The organism is Nitratireductor rhodophyticola, from assembly GCF_019891355.1.
GTDB classification, from domain to species: Bacteria; Pseudomonadota; Alphaproteobacteria; order Rhizobiales; family Rhizobiaceae; genus Nitratireductor; species Nitratireductor rhodophyticola.
Map to the genome: position 1 here is coordinate 1,078,596 of NZ_JAHSSF010000001.1, position 19,028 is coordinate 1,097,623.

22 protein-coding genes and 3 tRNA genes are annotated in these 19,028 nt (G+C 62.4%); 11 read left to right on the top strand and 14 right to left on the bottom strand.

Annotated elements, in window-relative coordinates:
- A complete protein-coding gene (locus KUG85_RS05185) occupies positions 1–1,191 on the bottom strand; it encodes an amino acid ABC transporter permease (RefSeq protein WP_065817736.1) in 1,191 nt (396 codons plus the stop codon).
- Between the two features lie 70 nt (positions 1,192–1,261).
- Positions 1,262–2,290, bottom strand: coding sequence for an amino acid ABC transporter substrate-binding protein (locus KUG85_RS05190; protein ID WP_065817737.1), 1,029 nt, complete (start codon positions 2,288–2,290; stop codon positions 1,262–1,264).
- Positions 2,291–2,633: 343 nt separating this feature from the next.
- On the opposite strand from KUG85_RS05190, the gene KUG85_RS05195 reads away from it, so the two are divergent.
- The 4 genes from KUG85_RS05195 to KUG85_RS05210 all read left to right on the top strand — a co-directional run bounded on the left by KUG85_RS05195 (position 2,634) and on the right by KUG85_RS05210 (position 5,535).
- Positions 2,634–3,806, top strand: coding sequence for a cystathionine beta-lyase (locus KUG85_RS05195; protein WP_223004372.1), 1,173 nt, complete (start codon positions 2,634–2,636; stop codon positions 3,804–3,806).
- A gap of 220 nt (positions 3,807–4,026) precedes the next feature.
- Positions 4,027–4,103 (top strand) — tRNA-Arg (locus KUG85_RS05200).
- Between the two features lie 314 nt (positions 4,104–4,417).
- The gene (locus tag KUG85_RS05205) at positions 4,418–4,954 is read left to right on the top strand and encodes a dihydrofolate reductase family protein (protein ID WP_223004373.1); all 537 of its coding nucleotides are present in this window, start codon (positions 4,418–4,420) and stop codon (positions 4,952–4,954) included.
- Between the two features lie 35 nt (positions 4,955–4,989).
- Positions 4,990–5,535 (top strand): TetR/AcrR family transcriptional regulator, encoded by a 546-nt coding sequence (locus KUG85_RS05210; protein ID WP_255606255.1) that lies wholly within the window; start codon positions 4,990–4,992, stop codon positions 5,533–5,535.
- A gap of 130 nt (positions 5,536–5,665) precedes the next feature.
- Here the strand turns inward: KUG85_RS05210 and KUG85_RS05215 are convergent, their stop codons facing one another.
- Positions 5,666–5,842, bottom strand: a complete 177-nt coding sequence (locus KUG85_RS05215; protein WP_223004375.1) for a hypothetical protein — start codon at positions 5,840–5,842, stop codon at positions 5,666–5,668.
- A gap of 50 nt (positions 5,843–5,892) precedes the next feature.
- On the bottom strand, positions 5,893–6,957 hold the full coding sequence (locus KUG85_RS05220) for a saccharopine dehydrogenase family protein (protein WP_223004376.1): 1,065 nt from the start codon (positions 6,955–6,957) through the stop codon (positions 5,893–5,895).
- A 104-nt stretch (positions 6,958–7,061) separates the two neighbouring features.
- On the opposite strand from KUG85_RS05220, the gene KUG85_RS05225 reads away from it, so the two are divergent.
- The gene (locus KUG85_RS05225; protein ID WP_223004377.1) at positions 7,062–7,667 is read left to right on the top strand and encodes a TetR/AcrR family transcriptional regulator; all 606 of its coding nucleotides are present in this window, start codon (positions 7,062–7,064) and stop codon (positions 7,665–7,667) included.
- An 82-nt stretch (positions 7,668–7,749) separates the two neighbouring features.
- Here the strand turns inward: KUG85_RS05225 and KUG85_RS05230 are convergent, their stop codons facing one another.
- From KUG85_RS05230 to KUG85_RS05240, 3 genes are all read right to left on the bottom strand, one after another.
- Positions 7,750–9,063: an MFS transporter gene (locus tag KUG85_RS05230; RefSeq protein WP_223004378.1), complete on the bottom strand. Its 1,314-nt coding sequence runs from the start codon at positions 9,061–9,063 to the stop codon at positions 7,750–7,752.
- Positions 9,063–9,344, bottom strand: a complete 282-nt coding sequence (locus tag KUG85_RS05235) for a metal-sensing transcriptional repressor (protein WP_223004379.1) — start codon at positions 9,342–9,344, stop codon at positions 9,063–9,065. Before KUG85_RS05235 ends, KUG85_RS05230 begins: the two co-directional genes overlap by 1 nt.
- 371 nt (positions 9,345–9,715) lie before the next feature.
- Positions 9,716–10,648, bottom strand: a complete 933-nt coding sequence (locus tag KUG85_RS05240) for a LysR family transcriptional regulator (protein ID WP_223004380.1) — start codon at positions 10,646–10,648, stop codon at positions 9,716–9,718.
- Positions 10,649–10,747: 99 nt separating this feature from the next.
- Here KUG85_RS05240 and gstA point away from each other — a divergent pair, with 99 nt between their 5' ends.
- Genes gstA through KUG85_RS05260 form a run of 4 tightly spaced genes read left to right on the top strand, consistent with a single transcriptional unit; the run spans position 10,748 to position 12,921 of the window.
- Complete coding sequence (gstA, locus tag KUG85_RS05245) at positions 10,748–11,359, top strand: glutathione transferase GstA (protein WP_223004381.1); 612 nt, start codon at positions 10,748–10,750, stop codon at positions 11,357–11,359.
- On the top strand, positions 11,356–11,736 hold the full coding sequence (locus KUG85_RS05250) for a nuclear transport factor 2 family protein (protein ID WP_223004382.1): 381 nt from the start codon (positions 11,356–11,358) through the stop codon (positions 11,734–11,736). The genes gstA and KUG85_RS05250 overlap by 4 nt, the downstream gene beginning before the upstream one ends.
- A 4-nt stretch (positions 11,737–11,740) precedes the next feature.
- Positions 11,741–11,959 (top strand): tautomerase family protein, encoded by a 219-nt coding sequence (locus KUG85_RS05255; protein ID WP_065817749.1) that lies wholly within the window; start codon positions 11,741–11,743, stop codon positions 11,957–11,959.
- Positions 11,956–12,921 (top strand): NAD(P)H-dependent flavin oxidoreductase, encoded by a 966-nt coding sequence (locus KUG85_RS05260; RefSeq protein ID WP_223004383.1) that lies wholly within the window; start codon positions 11,956–11,958, stop codon positions 12,919–12,921. Before KUG85_RS05255 ends, KUG85_RS05260 begins: the two co-directional genes overlap by 4 nt.
- Positions 12,922–13,615: 694 nt before the next feature.
- On the opposite strand, the gene KUG85_RS05265 is transcribed toward KUG85_RS05260, so the two are convergent.
- The 7 genes from KUG85_RS05265 to KUG85_RS05295 all read right to left on the bottom strand — a co-directional run bounded on the left by KUG85_RS05265 (position 13,616) and on the right by KUG85_RS05295 (position 16,982).
- A tRNA-Arg gene (locus KUG85_RS05265) sits at positions 13,616–13,692 on the bottom strand.
- Positions 13,693–13,710: 18 nt separating this feature from the next.
- Positions 13,711–14,016 carry an ETC complex I subunit gene (locus tag KUG85_RS05270; RefSeq protein ID WP_007010323.1) on the bottom strand — a complete coding sequence of 102 codons (306 nt, stop codon included), beginning with the start codon at positions 14,014–14,016 and terminating at the stop codon, positions 13,711–13,713.
- 78 nt (positions 14,017–14,094) lie between these two features.
- Positions 14,095–14,171, bottom strand: a tRNA-Pro gene (locus tag KUG85_RS05275).
- 115 nt (positions 14,172–14,286) lie between these two features.
- Entirely contained in the window at positions 14,287–14,493 is a 207-nt protein-coding gene (locus KUG85_RS05280; RefSeq protein WP_065818647.1) for a hypothetical protein, read from the bottom strand.
- Between the two features lie 114 nt (positions 14,494–14,607).
- Positions 14,608–15,297, bottom strand: a complete 690-nt coding sequence (gene hdaA, locus KUG85_RS05285) for a DnaA regulatory inactivator HdaA (RefSeq protein ID WP_223004384.1) — start codon at positions 15,295–15,297, stop codon at positions 14,608–14,610.
- A 4-nt stretch (positions 15,298–15,301) separates the two neighbouring features.
- Positions 15,302–16,453, bottom strand: a complete 1,152-nt coding sequence (locus KUG85_RS05290) for an AI-2E family transporter (RefSeq protein ID WP_223004385.1) — start codon at positions 16,451–16,453, stop codon at positions 15,302–15,304.
- Positions 16,425–16,982 (bottom strand): CDP-alcohol phosphatidyltransferase family protein, encoded by a 558-nt coding sequence (locus tag KUG85_RS05295; RefSeq protein ID WP_036541085.1) that lies wholly within the window; start codon positions 16,980–16,982, stop codon positions 16,425–16,427. The genes KUG85_RS05290 and KUG85_RS05295 overlap by 29 nt, the downstream gene beginning before the upstream one ends.
- 201 nt (positions 16,983–17,183) lie before the next feature.
- Here KUG85_RS05295 and purM point away from each other — a divergent pair, with 201 nt between their 5' ends.
- Both purM and purN read left to right on the top strand, forming a co-directional pair.
- Positions 17,184–18,251, top strand: a complete 1,068-nt coding sequence (gene purM, locus KUG85_RS05300) for a phosphoribosylformylglycinamidine cyclo-ligase (protein WP_223004386.1) — start codon at positions 17,184–17,186, stop codon at positions 18,249–18,251.
- Positions 18,248–18,922, top strand: coding sequence for a phosphoribosylglycinamide formyltransferase (purN, locus tag KUG85_RS05305; RefSeq protein WP_223004387.1), 675 nt, complete (start codon positions 18,248–18,250; stop codon positions 18,920–18,922). Before purM ends, purN begins: the two co-directional genes overlap by 4 nt.
- The last annotated feature ends 106 nt before the right edge of the window (positions 18,923–19,028 follow it).

The window sequence follows — 19,028 nt, forward strand, 5'->3', positions numbered from 1 at the left end:
CTACCGCTCCACCAGCGCCATGCGCGCATTATACCAGTTCATCAGGGCAGCCGTACCGAGACTGAGCCCCAGATAGACGACGAGCCAGATCGCAACGACCTCAATGGCCTGCCCGGTCTGGTTGAGGGTCGTCCCGCCCGTGGCAACGAGATCGGGATATCCGATCGCCACCGCCAGCGACGAGTTCTTGGTCAGGTTCAGATACTGGCTGGTCAGCGGCGGAATGATGATCCGCAGTGCCTGCGGTATGATCACCAGCCGCATGGACTGCCCGGAGCGCAGGCCCAGCGCCTGCGCGGCCTCGCTCTGGCCATGGCTGACGCCCAGCACCCCGGCGCGCACGATTTCGGCGATGAACGCGGCCGTATAGAATGACAGGGCCAGGTAGAGTGCCAGAAACTCCGGCCGCACCTGAATGCCGCCGCGCAGATTGAACGTCGACAGTTCCGGAAACTCGAAGCTCAGCGGAAAACCGGTCACGACAAACGCAAGAAGCGGCAGCCCGACAATCAGCCCGGCGCCGGTCCAGAACACCGGGAACTGCTCGCCCGTCGCCATCTGTCGCCGGTGCGCCCAGCGGCGCACGAAGAAGGTGAAGACGATGCCGAGAACGAGACCGACCAGAACGAGCCAGGCGCCCTCGCCCCACAGGAAGCGCGGGAAGTAAAACCCGCGGCTGTTGAGATAGGATCCGAGCGGCAGGTCGATGCTGTCGCGCGGCAGCGGCAGCACGGAAAGAACGCCGAAATACCAAAAGAAGATCACGAGCAGCGGCGGAATGTTGCGAAACACCTCGACATAGACGAGGCAGATGCGGTTGATCAGCCAGTTCTTCGACAGACGGCCGATGCCGATGATGAATCCGATAATCGTTGCCGTGATGATCCCGACAACCGCGACGCGCAGCGTGTTCAGGAACCCGACGAAAAGCGCCCGCCCATAGGTGGAATCGGAAGAATATTCGACAAGGCTGTCGCCAATGTCGAAGCCGGCGCGTCCCTGCAGGAAAGCGAAGCCGGATGCGATGTTGGCACGTTGAAGATTTGCTGTCGTGTTGCCGATGATCCAGTAGATCAGGGCAATCAGGCCGGCAAATACAAGGACTTGATAGGCAATTCCTCGAACGCGCGGATCATAGAAGAGCGGCACACGAGGCGCCGCGCCCTCCACAGTTGATTGCGGGGTGGCCATGGCTATCCTCACCAGGAATGGTGAAAGGCGGCGCGAACCGCCTCTCACGCACTATGTTGACGGGAACCGATCAGCGGATCGGCATACCGTACTGAAGGCCGCCCTTGGTCCACAGGGCATTGATCCCGCGCGAGATTTTCAGCGGGCTCTCGGCACCCACATTGCGCTCGAAAATCTCACCGTAATTGCCCACATGCTTGATCGCACGCACGGCGAAGTCATTGGTCAGACCAAGGTCGGTGCCAAGCTTGGTGCCGTCTTCGGTGCCCAGCAGACGGCGCACCTCTGGATTGTCAGAGCCCATCTTCTCGTCGAGGTTGGCCTGGCTGATGCCCAGCTCTTCGGCGTTGACCAACGCGTAATAGACCCACTTGACGATGTCGAACCACTGGTCGTCGCCATGGCGCACCGCAGGACCGAGCGGCTCCTTGGAGATGATTTCGGGCAGAACGACGTGATCATCCGGATTGGAAAGGTTTAAGCGCACCGCATAAAGACCGGACTGATCGGTCGTGTAGACGTCGCAGCGCCCCGCATCATAGGCCGCGTTCACCTCTTCGAACTTCTCGAAAACAACAGGGCTGTACTCCATGTTGTTGGCCTTGAAGTAGTCGGCAAGGTTCAGCTCCGTGGTCGTGCCAGCCTGCACGCAGACCGCAGCGCCCGAAAGCTGAAGCGCGGAGTTGATGCCCTCGAGCTTCTTCTCGTTGATCATGAAGCCCTGACCGTCATAGTAGGTGACGCCGGCGAAGTTGAGGCCGAGTGCCGTGTCGCGGCTGATCGTCCAGGTGGTGTTGCGCGAAAGCACGTCAACCTCGCCCGACTGCAGCGCCGTAAAGCGGTCTTTGGCGGAAAGCGGGGTGAACTGGACTGCGTCCGGATCGTCAAAGATTGCGGCGGCAACGGCGCGGCAGAAATCCACGTCGAGGCCCTTCCAGTTGCCCTGGTCGTCCGGCGCGCTGAAACCGATCAGGCCGGTGTTGACACCGCACTGGACGTGGCCTTTCGCCTTCACGTCATCCAGCGTGGCTGCCGAAGCCGGCGCTGCCATCATCGCGATCGCGGCCGAGCCGAGCAACGCTTTGACAATTTTTTTCATGATTACGGACCCTTTTTTCTGTGTTCGGGCTTATCCCCTGACATTTTCAGTGCGGAAGCAGGCGAATGTCCCGTACACCCCAAAAGGAGTGCCGGCCCGGAAACGGGCGGACACGCGCTTCCTCTCCCACGCACTGGTCCCATCGAATGCCATAAATCCGTTTGGGTCAAGAGAGAAAGACCCTTGCTCCAGAAGCAAAAGCGCGCTCCATCCCCGGTTGACGGGTCGCCGACAATGGCGTTCCATCCGGCATCCTCCGCGCCCCGTTTCAGGGGATTTCTTCCCCCGGAAGCCCCCTGAAGCCCCCGGGGCGCGCGCCACAGACAATCAAGCGACAGGTCCCATGAACGACAAGAACAAGACTAAAGTCGGAGACAACACGCGGCTTGCCCATATCGGCAACAACCCGCGCGCGTTCTACGGTTTCGTCAACCCGCCGGTGGTACACGCGTCGACGGTGCTCTTTCCCGACGCCGAGACCATGGCGTCGCGCAACCAGAAATACACATACGGGACCCGCGGCACGCCCACGACCGACGCGCTGGCTGCCGCGATGAACGAGCTCGAAGGCGCTGCCGGCACAATCATCGTGCCGTCGGGCCTCGCAGCCGTCACCGTTCCGATGCTCGCCTTCCTGTCTGCGGGCGACCACGTGCTGATTGTCGATTCGGTCTATCACCCGACCCGGCATTTCGCCGATACGATGCTCAGCCGGCTCGGCGTGGAAGTGACCTACTACGACCCGGCTGTGGATGCTGGCATTGGCGCCCTGATGCAACCCAACACCAAAGTGGTCCTTACGGAAGCGCCCGGCTCCGGAACGTTCGAAATGCAGGATATCCCCGCCATCGTCGAGGTGGCGCACCGCGGCGGGGCCATCGTCATGATGGATAACACCTGGGCAACCCCCCTCTTCTTCCGGCCGCTCGACCATGGCGTCGACATTTCCATACAGGCCGCAACCAAGTATCCGGCAGGGCATTCAGACATTCTTCTGGGAACGGTTTCGGCCAACGAGGCCTGCTTCGAACGCCTGCTCGACACCCATGGCGCTCTCGGCATCTGTGCTGCGCCCGACGATGTCTACCAGGTGCTGCGCGGCCTGCGCACCATGGGCGTGCGTCTCGAACGCCATCAGCAGAGCGCACTGGCGCTGGCGCGCTGGCTGGAAGGACAGAAGGGCGTTGCCCGCGTTCTCCACCCGGCGCTCGAATCGCACCCCGGCCACGCGATCTGGAAGCGCGATTTCACCGGCGCCAGCGGTCTCTTCTCCATCGTGCTCGATGGCGGCGGCCAGGCGCAGGCCCATGCATTTCTGGACGCCCTGAAATATTTCGGTCTCGGCTATTCCTGGGGCGGCTATGAAAGCCTTGCCGTGCACGTGCAGCTCAACGACCGCACGATCGCGCACGCTCCGAAGGAAGGCCCCGTCATGCGTCTGCAGATCGGCCTTGAAGATGTGGGAGACCTGAAGGCCGATCTCGCCGGCGCCCTCGCCGCAGCCGCGAAGGCCTGACCGGCACAGCCCCCCCCCGCAGCACGCTCCGGCGGTCAAACCGGGGCGTGCTCCTCCCCACGCTCCCCTTCCCGGCTCGACCGGCCAGGGGATGATCCGGGCGCGCCGTGATGGGATGAGCGTGTTCGAAACACCGGCAGTGCGATTTCATCGTTGATGCGCGCGAACGCTTCGGCTATGAAAGCCACGCGCTGGCGCTTCGCCGCCCTCGCGTTGGCCAGCACCCGTAGCTCAGCTGGATAGAGCGCTGCCCTCCGAAGGCAGAGGTCACAGGTTCGAATCCTGTCGGGTGCGCCAGATACCCCGATTACCCTCCGCAGTACGCCATAGCCACCGAACCTACGCCCGCGCGAGGAACGGGAGACAGCGCCTGTATGAGAAGCGCAGAAACGGCGGCGTTTTACAGGAAGAAAGTTCGAATATCTTCCAGTCGGTCGCTCGACGCCAAGCAAGTGTTGAGCAACTGACAAATCCATGGCGGCGAAACGGCGCGAAGGGGGTGGACAGCGGAGCGGCAGCTACTGAACGAGAAACGGTGGGAGCGAACCTGGAAGTGCGTTGACTTACTTTAATCATCCATTATTTATACGATGTATAATTTGGAGGCTTAAATGATCACCGGACACGTATTCATCGCCACGAGCCTCGATGGCTTTATTGCCCGTGAAAACGGGGATATCGATTGGCTACTCGAGCACGATCAAGCAGGGGAGGATTATGGGTACGATGACTTCATTCGGGATATCGACGTCATTGTGATGGGGCGGGGCACCTACGAAGCGGTCCGGAGCATGGGCGCGTGGTTTTATACCCGGCCGGTAGTGGTTCTGTCGGAACGGCTTGTGCGAGAAGAGGTGCCAAACGAGCTCCGCGGAAAGGTTCGCTTTTCGGACAAGTCTCCCGAAAGCGCGATGGCCATGCTGACGTCCGAGGGCGCTCGACGCGCCTATGTGGATGGCGGGCGTATCATTCAATCGTTCCTCGAACGTGACATGATCAGTGACATGGTGATCACGAGAGTGCCGATCCTGCTCGGTACTGGGCGCCCTCTTTTTGGTGGCGGTCGTCGCGATGTGGCCCTTGCGCACAAGGGCACAAGGTCCTTTCCTTCTGGATTGGTCCAGTCTCAATACGAAGTCATAAAATGACGGCAAGGGGGCGAGGTCGGCCACCAGCGGGCGGAATGCCGGTTTCGCCAGAGAGCATTCTTTCCGAGGCTTTGGGCATACTCGATGCCGACGGTCTCGACGGCCTGAGCATGCGCGCATTGGCAACACGTGTGGGCATTAATCCCATGACAATCTATCACCACTTCAAGGATCGAGATGGACTTATCAAGGCGCTTGCTGAGCTTGTATATGCGGACGTCGCGGCGCCTGAAACGGGCGAAGCGCTTGCGCGAGTCCACAGTCTCCTCACAGCTTACTACTCGAAAGTTGTTCTCTATCCAGATTTGACCTTGGCCATATTTGCGCGGCCAGCGATTTTCCCCGATCATGCCTTGAGGACCACCAACGAGCTGACTCGCTTGTTGAGTGAGCGCAACAACGCCGTTCGCTGGACGCACATACTGGTCGACTACACGCATGGTGCAGCTCTCGCCGTGGCGAGCCAGGACGGAAACGAAAGGCGCCGGCGCTCACATGAAATCATGCTCAACGAGTATGAAATCGGACTTGCAGAACTGCTGGAGGCGTTTGGAAATTCTCCCGATCGCCATAGCGCATAGATCGAGCGCATCAGCCTTCGAGATGACCGGTGCAAAGCGATTCCCGAATGCAGTGGACCGCGCGTAAGAGCGTGAGCGGACGGAAACGCCGCTCCACCCTGTCCGTCCGTTTTCCGCAATTGCGCGGATGTCAGGTGGTTCCACCTGACCGCAAGATGTTCGAGCGGGTTGTCGCTGTTGCGATGGCAGTTGCGCCTGCGCAAGCCATCGCCTTGAAGCTGCCGACGTCCGCTGCGTCGCAGAGCAGCAGCGGCGATCCTCCAACGTGCAATCTGGCAAAACGCACGGCTGTTTCTTTGCTGCTCATGTCGCATTCTCCTCCTGCATCATCTCCAATGCCGGACGCATTCCGCGCCATCATTCTTGGATCAGCTCGAAGTCGGGAACCTGCGCGCTTAGGGCGTCAAGAAAGTCGCCGGCCTCAAACACTGCGCCCGGAGCCCGGGCGCCGCTGCCGCGGCTTCTTCCGTCCAGCAGACGCTCGACGGCTTCGCAGATCAACGGTGCGGAAAAGGCGTAGATATCGCGGCCCCGTGCCGCAATCCGGCGCGTTTCGCCGCCCTTTCGGATAGCAGCTTCTATGGCGAATCGCTGCGGTGAACGGCCGGTTTCGTCGGTGGCCTTCGGGGCCGGGGTCGCGGCGTCACGGACATCGCGCAGCGCAGCCCGGTTCAGAAAGGAATGCAACTCGCGCGGCCGCAGATGGCGGGTAATGACGGGAATCTCGGAAAAGGGCAGCGCGACGACGTTCTGTCGGCCAAACGGCTCAGGAAAGTCCATTTCGAGATCGTCTGCGGCGGGTACGAGCGGCACCAGGCTGCCGTTTGAAACGACCAGCCGCTGCGCCGTGTTGCGCTCGCCCGTGATCCGCGTGCCCTTGGTCGGATGCCAGGTGTCGAGGGCGATGGCGATGCGAATGTCGTCCACATCCGTCCAGCCTCCGGCGGCAGCGGTCACCAGCAGATCGCCAAAACCGCCATAGAACCCCATTGCGGGAAGAATGAGCACACCCGCATTGCGCGCCGCTTCGTCGAAGGTCTCAAAAGTCGCCATTGCGCTCGGCTGCTCTGCGGTCACATCCAGATAATGCGCACCCGCACGAATGGCCGCTGCCGCGACAGGCCGTGCCGTATCCAGGAAAGGACCCGCGCAGTTGATCACCGCGTCCACGCCGGCAAAGGCGCGGTCGAGCGAGGCGTCGTCGTCGATGCCGGCTTCCCGTATATCGATCTCTGAACCGAAGACGCCTTCCCGCTGGAGCGTCGCGGCACTTCGCACGACGGCCATCGGCGCGATGCCCCGCCGCGTCAGCTCCGCCACCACGAAACGGCCCGTATGACCGCCCGCTCCGAAAACGGCCACCGCCTTCGCCTGACCGCCCTTCACCGTATTTTCCTCAGCGGTTTCCACTTGCCCGATCATTTTCCCGCTCCGCGCTACAGACCTGTTTGTATCAGCACAGTACGTACAGGTCTGTAGCGCGTCAAGCGCGATTGTGTTAGGGTCCTCTCGATGGAGGTGCCCGAATGGCGAAAACAGGCAGCAGCGTAGCCGAAACGATGGCAGTAAACGGCACGGATGTCCGTGAACGGGTGCTGGAAACAGCCTCGAAGCTTTTTTACGCGCGCGGTGTCCACGCGGTCGGGGTCGATCTCGTTGTGGCGGAAGCCGGGGTCGCCAAGACCAGCCTCTACCGGCATTTCCGCACCAAGGATGATCTGATCGCCGCCTTCCTCAGACGCGAAGACGAAGACTTCTGGAGCACCTGGAACGCGGTCGCACACGAAAACGCCGCAGATCCGGCCGCTGAACTGGACGCGCATCTTGCCTGGATCGGCGAACGCGCCGGTCGGCCGAATTATCGCGGCTGCCCGCAGATCAATGTCGCCGCCGAGTTTCCGCAAGCCGATCATCCGGCACGCAAGGTCGCGCACGATCACAAGGCGGAAATGCGCCGCCGCCTGACTGTCCTCGCCGAACGCCTTGGAGCAGGAAAGCCGGAAGAGCTCGGCGGACAGCTTGCCGTGCTCATCAACGGCGCTTTCGTCAGCTCCGGAATGCTCGATGGCCGGGAAGCGATCCCCCTATTGCAGCACATGGCGCGGGCGCTGGTGGCCGCGAGCTGCGCATAGGTAGAAAGGACGAGGGCGACTTCCATCCAGTCCAGCTTCCGGCGATAGCGGGCGATGCTGCACACGCTTTCCCGACGCTTCGTCAGCGCTCACGCGGCCATGTGACATGCATGTCGTCGATGACATAGGCATGGGCATGGCGGTGCCCGTGCCCGGCGTCGGCAAGATGGGGATGATCTGCCGGAAGGTCGTCATGGGTGTGCTCGATGACCACCGGGTCGTCGGCCGGCCAGATCGCCAGGGCGATGCCGATGGCGATGGCGGCCACGGCGGCAAGGATGACCGCGGTGAACGGCAGGCCAAGCGCTGCACCCGCCCAGCCGGCAAGCGGATAGGCGATCAGCCAGCAGGCATGCGAGAGCGCGAACTGTGCCGCGAACAGCGCCGGACGGTCCTCTGGATTGGCCGAACGCCTGAGAAGCCTGCCCGAAGGCGTCTGCGCGGTCGAATACCCGATGCCAAGCACGAACCACAGCGGGAGCATCCAGCCATAGCCGGGCAGCACCGCAGCCAGAACTGTGCCGGCGGCCAGGAGCGAAGCCCCTGTCAGCATTGCAGTGCGGTCCGGCATGGTGTCCAGAAGCCGCGGCAGCGCCAGCGCCGCCGCCATCGAACCGCCGCCGAATGCCGCAAGCGCCAGCGCCGTCGCCTGGTTGTCGAGGCCGAAGGCGGCCTGCACATAGACCACCGTGTTGACGATCACCAGTGCACCTGCCGAGGCAACGGCAAGGTTGACCGCGAGAAGCCCGCGCAGGCGCGGCGTTGCCAGATAAATACGGATGCCGCGCGTCGTGCGGTCGTAAATGCCGCGCGGCCGGGCAGGCTTCGGGCTCGGCAGCGCCACCGACACGACAAGCGCGGCCGAGGCGAGAAACCCTATCACAGTCCCGGCGAACAGGCTGTGATAGGTGATGAAGGAGAGCAGCGCCGCCGCCAGCATCGGGCTCACCACACTTTCCAGATCATAGGCGAGACGCGAAAGGGAAAGCGCGCGCGTATACGCTTTCTCATCCGGAAGGATATCTGGAATCGTGGCCTGGAAGGTGGGCGTGAAGGCCGCTGAGGCCGATTGCAGCATGAAGATCAGGATATAAACCTGCCAGATTTCCGTGACGAAGGGCAGAAACACCGCGACGCCGGCGCGCACCAGGTCGAGCGCCACCAGCATGGCGCGGCGCGGCACCCTTTCTGCGAAGGCCGAAGCGATGGGCGCGACGCCCACATAGGCGATCATCTTGATCGCCAGCGCCGTGCCCAGAACGGCGCCTGCGTTCTCGCCGGCCAGATCGAAGGCGAGCAGACCGAGGGCCACCGTCGCAAGGCCGGTTCCCACCAGTGCGATGATCTGGGCAGCGAAGAGATGACGGTAGGTGCGGTTTTTAAGGATCGCCAGCATCAAAGATACTTCGCTATTTCCCTGAATTCATCGATCGACTGCCGCCGCTCGCGCGTCATGGGGCCGACCACCGCCTCCAGACAATGATCGAGATGATCCTGAATCAGCGTCTTCTTTGCCTGGGCGATGGCCTTTTCGACGGCGTGGAGCTGCTGGGCGATGTCGAGGCAGGGCCTGCCGGCTTCGATCATGTCAATGACACCGCGCAGATGCCCATCGGCGCGCTTGAGCCGCTTGACGATCTGGGGGTGGGTTTCGTGCAGATGGGGTTTTGTGTCCATTTGGATATGCTATCCCCCTGTAGAGGATATGCCAAGACATTGCGCCGCCAGAAATTCGCCCTTTGAGCATGCGACCCCGCCAAGCGACCCGCCGAGCGACCCATCGAGCGACCCGTTCAGCTGCGACGCTCCCAGCCATGCCCAGGCGGCACAAAAAGCCGTACTGCACGTCATCCCTGCGTTGGCGCATCGCTGTATCGGTGCAGGGCCGGCTGCTACGCCGCGCTCCGCATGTTCTGTCGCCAGCGCCCGCATTTCCTGGAATTGCCCTGAAGAGCCGGACCGGCAATCCTCGCCGATCCGGTCCTCATCCATGTCGGCCGTGGGATCACCGGCTCGTTCTCCGGCTGGATCAGGAGCCTGAACATGTTTCAAATCGTTTCGCCACGAACGGCACTGTCGGCCCCGGCATTTTCCGCCAGGTCCGGCCCGGCATCGGAGAGCCGCGTCCATATCGCCCGGGCGACCGGCCCCAGCGCCTGATCGCGGCGTCGAATGGCAAAGAGTTCAGAGCGACGCGGTGGAAACGCTTCGACAGTCAGCGGCACCAGCGTTCCTGCGGCAATCTCATCTCTGATCAAGTGATCCGGCATGCCGCCCCAGCCCTGCCCGCTCAGGATAACCTGTTTCTTTGCAGCGAAATCCGACACCGTCCATTTGCGCCCTCCTGGCAGCAGGTCACGGCTTTGGTCGCCTTCCGGTCCCCCGGTACCTGCAACGACAATTTGCGGAATGGCCTGCAGCCCCGCCGCCGACTTTGCATCAGGTCCCAGCCGGTCGGCCAGAAGCCGGCTGGCCACGGGGCGGATGGTGACGTCAGCCATGCGCCGGGTTTCCACCGCATCCATCGGCACGCCATCCAGCGTCGCCACGGCAAGATCGGCATTGCCTTCCATCAGCCGTGCGATCGCACCGCCCATCATTTCAGTCGAGAGGCGCAGGTGCGTGGCGGCAAACCGTCGCCCGATTTCTTCAAGCACCGGCAGGAGCCGTTCCAGCGGCAGGGTGGCGGTCACCGCGATCCGCAGTTCGGCTTCTTCGCGTGCCCTGAGCCGCGCCGCGATCTCGCCAAGCGCCTGCATCTGCGCCAGAGCGCGGCTGGTTTCACGAAAAAACACCTCCCCCTGCGCCGTCAGTTTCGGCCGGTAGCCATCACGAGAAAAGAGCTTCAATTCCAGTTCGTCCTCCAGCTGCCGGATCGCGTGGCTCACCGCACTCTGGGATTTGTTCAATCTCTCGGCGGCCTTGCGGAACGTGCCGGCCATAACGATCGCATCGAAAGCGAGAAGCTGGTCGTATTTCATGATGATCTATTTTATGCATCGAGCTGTTGAAATCTTGATATTATCATTAGATCGAATTCGGAGCTAGAGAGAGTCATCCTGTCAACCGGAGACTTCAGAATGAAGCTTTATTACAAACCCGGCGCCTGCTCTCTGGCGAGCCACATCGCCCTTTATGAGACCGGCGCGGATTTCCAGATCGAGCGGGTGGATACCGAGGCCGGACGCACCGAGACCGGCAGCGACTATCGCGCAATCAACCCGAATGGCTACGTGCCCGCCCTGCACCTCAACGACGGGAATATCCTGAGTGAAGGTGCCGCCGTGCTTCAGCTCATCGCCGACCGTCACCCCACGGCCGGACTGGCACCGCAGGCGGGCACCTTTGAGCGATCCCGCCTGCACGAGGCGCTCAACTGGGTGGCGACGGAGTTGCACAAGGCGTTCGGACCTCTTTTCCGAACCGGCGCAAGCGAAGACGAGAAGGCGGACGCCAGGACGGCCGTGGCCACCAGGTTCGACCGGGTCGAACAGCAGCTGGCCAATGGCGGCGAATGGCTGGTGGCGGACCGGTTCTCGGTGGCGGATGCCTATCTCTTCGCCGTAGCCAGTTGGGCGAAGGTCACGGAGATCGACCTTTCCCCCTGGCCCCGTCTTGAAGCCTTCATCGAGCGCGTCGCCGCGCGCCCTTCCGCGCAGAGCGCCATGAAAGCGGAGGGCCTGATCCAGTGACCCCCGCCGATCACAGCGAAGTGGTGGCGCTGATGGCGTCCTATTTCGAGGGACTTTACCGGGCCGACAGCACGCTGCTGCGCGACGTTTTCCATCCGCGTCTTGCCTATGTCTGCGCAACGGAGGGAGACGAACTCTACCTCGACATCGACGCCTACATGGCCCGCATCGACAGGCGCGAACCACCGGTCAAACGCGGGGACCCGCGCGATGAAGCCATTCTCGAGATCGCGTTCGGAGGCGATCGCATCGCCCGCATCACCGCGAGAATGAGCATGATGGGACGCGATTATCTGGACTATCTGACGCTCGTCCGGCACGCTGGCAAGTGGCGCATCGTAAGCAAGACCTTCTCTTACATTCCCCGAAAGGACTGACCCCATGCCCTATGTGAACATCAAGATCACGCGGGAAGGAGGTCCGGGCGGCACCGGCCCTTCAGCCCGGGACAAGGCCCGCCTGATTGCCGGCGTTACGGAGTTGCTCCGGGAGACACTTGGAAAGCATCCCGCGACAACCTTCGTCGTAATCGACGAGGTGGAGCTCGAACACTGGGGAATCGGCGGGCTGCCCGTGGAAGACTACAGGGCAAGGCAATGAGGACCCGGCTCACGGAACGGTTCGGCCTCACGCTGCCGCTGATCCAGGCGCCGATGGCCTTCGTTGCGGGAGGCGCGCTTGCTGCCGCCGTCTCCCGCGCCGGCGGCCTCGGGCTGATAGGCGGCGGGTATGGCGACAGGGGCTGGATTGAAGATCAATTCGCCATTGCCGGCGATATGCCGGTCGGATGCGGCTTCATCTCCTTTGCCCTGGATGATCAGCCTGACCTGCTCGAAACGGTGCTGATGCTTCAGCCCCGTGCGCTGTTTCTGTCCTTTGCCGATCCTGCCCCGTTTCTCGCCACGGTGCGGAAAGCCGGCGTACCGGTGATCTGCCAGGTTCAGACCTTTCGCGACGCCTGTCATGCCATTGACCTCGGCGTTGATGTGGTGGTGGCCCAGGGGGGCGACGCGGGCGGGCACGGCCAGAGCAGAGGCACGATGGCCTTCGTTCCTGAAGTGGCCGATGAGATTGCCCGTCGCCGCAGCGAAACGCTTCTCTGCGCTGCCGGCGGCATTGCCGACGGACGTGGTCTCGTTGCCGCGATTGCGCTTGGTGCCGACGGCGTGGTGGTCGGGACACGTTTCTGGGGCGCGGCAGAGTCCCTGGTCGACAGGAGGCTGATCCAGACGACTCTCGCCCATACAGGCGACGATACGGTCCGAACCCGCGTGATCGACACAATCCGCCGCATCGACTGGCCCGAACGCTATTCAGGCCGGGTGTTGCGAACCGCCTTCGTGGACCGTTGGACCAATGACGAAGCCGGCCTCAGACGAGCGCTGCCGACAGAAGAGCAGCGCTGGCAAACCGCCGTTGAAGCCGCAGACACGTCCATTGTCGCACCTTTCGTCGGGGAGGCTGTCGGCCTTGTCGATACCGAGCAGAGCGCCTCGGATATCATCGCTTCGATAAGCGCTGAAGCACAGGGAATTCTCGACCGCAGGCTGGGTCTCTCCTAGAAATGTCGACTGATGCCAGAGCATCGCACCGAAACGTGAAATCCGGTTTTCGGGTTATTCCGTTGCTCCATCAATAGCCTGGATCGCCGTGCCTCCGAATGGACGCACGGCGATCCAGGCCGCTGACCTGTCACGAGTGGCTGCCTCCGGCACCCATTGGCTTCATCAGCATTGGCGGCTGGCCTCTCGTGCGCTCGCCGATTCCGCCGCCCCTGCCATTCTGCGCCCTGCATAGGCGGCACGATTTACCGCCCAGCCGCTCCGGCTGCTATAGGGGGCAAAATCACCCACTGCACCAAGCAGCGCCCCCATCACGGCAGCGCCGTCCTGTGATTGTCGTGCCTGTCCGCACGCGTCTTTCCGCGACGCATACCGAGCCACACCCTTCTCGCCGGAGGCGGAGACGCTCCTCCCCGGGCCGTCCGATGTCGAACTGCAGGCTGCGATAGAAAGACAGAGCAAAACAGCCAAAATGATCTTCACAATACCCTCCAAGAACCTTCAGCCATCCTCGCGATAGCTGCCTTGTAAGGGGTTCATCACAGCAAAGTCGGGAAATCTACCTGTACAGGTGTACTATGCAGGGATGGGAACTCGTTCAAACCTGGGAGATTACGGCTGCTACGAGCGCGATAGCTGACAGGCAATCGGAAGCGAGGCGATCAGATCGCGTTGCGCCTGCCGAAATTCAGGGTGGCGATCCCGGCAGGGCTCGAACCTGCGACCATCGGCTTAGAAGGCCGGTGCTCTATCCAACTGAGCTACGGGACCGACGCGTGAACGCCGAATTCAGTGCGTCCACGGGGTCTTGCGGTCATAGCGGAAATTGTCCGCGTAGGAAACCTGGCGCCGCTTGGGCTGGTGCGGTTCTTCCACACGGAAGGGAATGCCGTTCCGCTCCGCGTAGGCCACGGCCTCTTCCCTGCTTTCAAAGGTCAGGCGAACCTGGCTCTTCATGTCGGAAGAAGACGTGTAGCCCATAAGCGGGTCGATCTTGCGCGGCACCTCGGGATCGAACTCCAGTATCCAGAGGCCGGTCTTGGCCTTGCCGGACTGCATGGCCGTCTTGGCCGGGCTGAAAATGCGCGCAGACACGTCGTAAACCTCGTTTCCAGCAGGCGTAAAAACGCCGAAACAGGCAGCATGTCGCAGTTCATGCGACATGCGGAAAGATGGTCGGAGCGGCAGGATTCGAACCTGCGACCCTCTGGTCCCAAACCAGATGCGCTACCAGGCTGCGCTACGCTCCGAGCGAGAGAACCCCTATAGTCTCAGAATTTTCCGCGCAAGCCCAAATTCATGATTTCCGCATGAAGCGCGACAACAAGTGTGGCTTCGCCCCGAGACGGCGGGCGACGGGAGGCATTATTGGGCTGGCTCGGGCGTCTCGATGATAACTTTCTCTGGCACATCGATATTGATGCCGCTGCCCTCGCCTCCTCCCAGGGCACCGCCGAAAAGCAGGAAACCTCCAATAATCAGGGCGACAATCAGCCCTCCGGCTATGAACCAGCCGGCCCCACCGCCGCCTGAAGTCACCACTGTGGTCCGTTCCTTGCGCTCATCCGTCATCATGCACTCCTTTGCCGCTTGTCTGGCCTGTGGAGAGCAAACAGAGACAGGCGCAATTGGTTCCCGGCAACCAACCGCGCAGCCGCGCAGCCGATTCGCGATACCGGTCAGCGGCTAATTTTCCGCAGGGTTTTCACCCGCTTCGAGTGCCGTCACCACCTCTGCCGCCAGGGGCCGGGTGATGCGCGTCTTGCGCTCGAGTGCGGCACGGTCGATGGCGTCCACCACCCGGATCGCGCTCGACAGGGAGCGCTCGATGCGGCGCACGAGAAACTGCACCACATGCGGTTCCACATCCACCTGACGGTCGGCAAAGAGTTTCGTGATCACGCCGGCGAGCAGCATGTCGTCGGGTTCGTCGATCTCCACGGTCGCCGCCGCCTTGAGGCGCGACAGGAGATCCGGCAGTTTGACGCCCCAGGCGCCGGGAAAACGGCGCGCGGTCAGAAGCATGGGCTGGCCGCCGGCGCGCGCGGCGTTGATCAGGTGGAAAAGGCCGTTCTCGTCGATCGGCCCGCTGTCGACATTGTCGATCAGGATCGGCCGCAGCCCAGCTTCTTCGATCGCCGCCGCTTCGATACCGTCGCAGGCTATTTCGGCTGCGCCCGCTTCCTCGCGCCAGATGGCGGCGAGATGCGACTTGCCGCTGCCGGCGGGGCCGGCAAGAATGACCACCGGCGCCGGCCAGGAAGGCCAGTTTTCGATCAGGGCGGCTGCGCGCGCATTGGCCGGCGTCACCACCAGATCGTCGCGGCTCAGCGCTTCTCCCGGGGCCAAATCGAACGGTAGCTGGCGCGACGGCATGGCTTCAGCCCCGGGATTTCGGCGTTTTGGCCGGCGTTTCCGCGTGCCCGCTATAGAGCGGCGAAGCGAGGTACTGGTTGATGGCGAAGCGCACCAGAACGGCAACGGCCGCCGCCGCCGGAACGGCGATCAAGAGCCCCGCAAAGCCGAACAGATAGCCGAAGGCGAACAGCGCAAACATCAGCCACACCGGATGAAGGCCCACGCTCTTGCCCACCAGTTTCGGCTGCAGGATGTTGCCTTCCAGGAACTGGCCGGAGAAGAAGATCGCCGCCACCGCGAGCACCCACCACCATTCGGGCCAGAACTGCACCAGCGCGATGCCGATCGACAGGCCGAAGCCGAGCAGCGAGCCCACATAGGGGATGAAGCTGATCAGCCCCGCAAAAAGCCCGATCAACAGCCCGAAATTGAGCCCGACCAGCGACAGACCGACGGCATAAAAAATACCGAGAATGAGACACAGCGTGCCCTGCCCGCGCACAAAGCCTGCCGTGGCCACATTGATGTCGCGCGCGATCTGGCGCACCGTCTCCACATGGTCGCGCGGCACCCAGCTATCCACCTTCTCCACCATGTGATCCCAGTCGAGCAGCATGTAAAACGCCACCACCGGCGTGACGATGAAAAGGCTCGCCACGTTGACGATCGCCACACCCGAACTCCAGACCGATTTGAAGAGCGTGCCGAGAAAGCCCGTCCCCTGCGCCAATATCGAGCTCAGATTTTCCCGCACAGCGTCGGTTTCACCATTGATGAAATTGTCGACCCATGCCGGCTCGAGCCGGTTCGCCAGTTCCTGAAGCCGCGTCAGATATTCGGGCAGACGGCTTGCGAAATCGGCTAGCTGGGTGCCCAGCACCGGCAGCACGATCATCAGGCCGAGCAGGACCGCAACAATAAAGCCGATCAGGATCACAACGGTCGCAGCGATGCGCGAAAGCCCCATCTTCTCCAGCCGGTCGGCAACGGGATCGAGGAAATACGCCAGCACCATGCCGGCCAGGAAGGGCAGCAGAATGGAACTGAAGACGTAGAGAAACAGAACGAGGCCCAGCCCCGCCAGGCCCCAGAAGGCGATATGGCGCGCCAGCGTCGGACGGGCGATCACCGGCCCGGCCTCGTTTTCAGCGTCCTTCGGCGTCACTTTCGGCATAACCACTCATATGCTTGATCCAGGCGACGAGATAGGCCGCTCCGGAAGCCACGGTCAAGAGGCCTGTGGCGACGATCAGCGCGATCCGCACCGCACCCGAACTGTATCCGAATGCGAGTTCGGCCAGAACCAGCAGCGCCAGCAATATCTGCGCCAGCGTGTTCGCCTTGGAGACGAAGAGCGGCTTCATGGCCACCGGATGCCCCATCACATTGGCCAGAAGCACGCCACCGACGATCAGCGCATCGCGCGACACGACCGCGATCACCAGCCAGAGCGGCAGCTCCATCATATAGCCGAACACCACGAAAACGCTCACCAGAAGCAGCTTGTCGGCGATCGGATCGAGATAGGCGCCAAGCTCGGTGCGCTGGTCGAAATGGCGCGCGATGAACCCGTCCACACCGTCGGAGATGCCCGCCGCCAGAAACCCAGCGAACGCCCAGCCATACTCCCCCGTCAAAAGGGCAAACACCACGCCCGGCACAAGGAAGAAACGCATCAATGTGATGATGTTGGGTATCGTCAATGGAAAATCTCCACCCTCGCCGCCCGCTGCCCTGCCCTTTTCGTTGCGGTCGGGGGCATTTTCGGGACACACTTATCGCAGGCTTTGACACATTGTAGGAGAGCGGCACGCTTTCAATAGGCCAGCCTGTTAATATCTCCCGCCTTGCGGAAGCGCCCCCTTCATGTCAGAAGCCGAAAAAAACGCGGCGGCGAGAACGAAATGGCTCAGGAACGTAAAAACGGCCTCACCTATGCCGATGCGGGCGTCGATATCGATGCCGGCAGCCGGATGGTGGACAAGATCAAGCCCATGGTGCGCGCCACGCGCCGGCCGGGCGCCGACAGCGAGATCGGCGGTTTCGGCGGCCTGTTCGATCTCAAGGCGGCCGGCTTCACCGACCCCATCCTCGTGGCCGCCAATGATGGCGTCGGCACCAAGCTCAAGATCGCCATCGACGCGGACCGGCACGACACGGTCGGCATCGACCTCGTTGCCATGTGCGTCAACGATCTTGTCGTTCAGGGCGCCGAGCCGCTCTTCTTCCTCGATTATTTCGCAACCGGCAGGCTCGATCCCGACCAGGGTGCGGCCATCGTTTCGGGCATTGCCGAGGGCTGCCGGCAGGCCGGATGCGCGCTGATCGGTGGCGAGACGGCGGAAATGCCGGGCATGTATCACGGCGAGGATTACGATCTGGCCGGCTTCGCCGTGGGCGCGGCAGAGCGGGACCGGCTTCTGCCCACAGGCGACATTGCCGAGGGCGACGTTCTTCTGGGCCTCGCCTCCTCCGGCGTTCATTCCAACGGTTTTTCGCTGGTGCGCCGCATCGTTTCCGATGCCGGCCTCGGCTGGGGCGACAAGGCTCCTTTCGCGCCGGGCAAGACGATGGGCGAAGCGCTGCTTGAGCCCACCCGCATCTACGTCAAACCGATCCTTGAAACGCTCAAGGCCGCGTGGGGCATCAAGGCGCTCGCCCACATCACCGGCGGCGGCTTTCCCGAAAACCTGCCACGCGTGCTGCCTGATCATCTGGCTGCCGAGATCGATCTCGACGCAATTGATGTTCCCGATGTCTTTTCCTGGCTTGCCAAAACCGGTGGTGTTGCCGAGAGCGAAATGCTCTCCACCTTCAATTGCGGCATCGGCATGGTTGTGGCCGTTGCCGCCGATGAGGCGGCGCAGATCGCGGCGCTCCTCCAGCAGGCGGGCGAGCAGGTCACCATGCTTGGCCAGATCGTGCCGCGCCAGGCTGCCGGCGTCACCTATCGCGGTTCTCTCGCCCTATGACGCGCCGGACACGCAAAAAGGTCGCGATCCTTATTTCCGGCCGCGGGTCCAATATGGCGGCCCTCATCGCGGCCGCCATCGACCCATCATTCCCTGCCGAGATCGTTGGTGTGATTTCCAATCGGGCCGATGCGCGCGGGCTGGAGGTCGCCGCCACGCACAGCATCCCGACAACAGTGGTTTCATCGCGCGATTATGATGGGCGCGAGGCGCATGACGCCGCCATCCATAAGGCTCTGACCGAGTTCAAGGCGGAAATCGTCTGTCTGGCTGGCTATATGCGCCTTCTGACACCGGATTTCGTGCAGAAATGGAAAGGGCGGATGATCAATATCCACCCTGCCCTCCTGCCAAGCTTTCGCGGGCTCGACACCCATGCCCGCGCCCTTGCGACGGGCGTGCGCGTCCACGGATGCACGGTGCATTTCGTCACGCCGGAGATGGATGAAGGCCCGATCATCGCCCAGGCGGCCGTTCCCGTCCTCACCGGCGATACGGAAGAGACGCTGGGCGAGCGGGTTCTCAAGGTCGAGCACCGACTTTACCCGCTGGCGCTTCGCCTTTTGGCGGAAGGCCGGGTACGGATGTCCGATGGCGTCGCCGTGTTCTCCGGCGTCGAGGACGAACATCGAGATATCGCGATCATTTCTCCCGGCGAACGCCGCGATTGAGGGGGAAGCCTCAATCTTCGTCATCCTCGGACCTGATCCGAGGACCCATGCCAAAGCGCCGGGGATAAACCGCAGCCCTTAAAGGCGTCACGCAATTTTTCTCAGC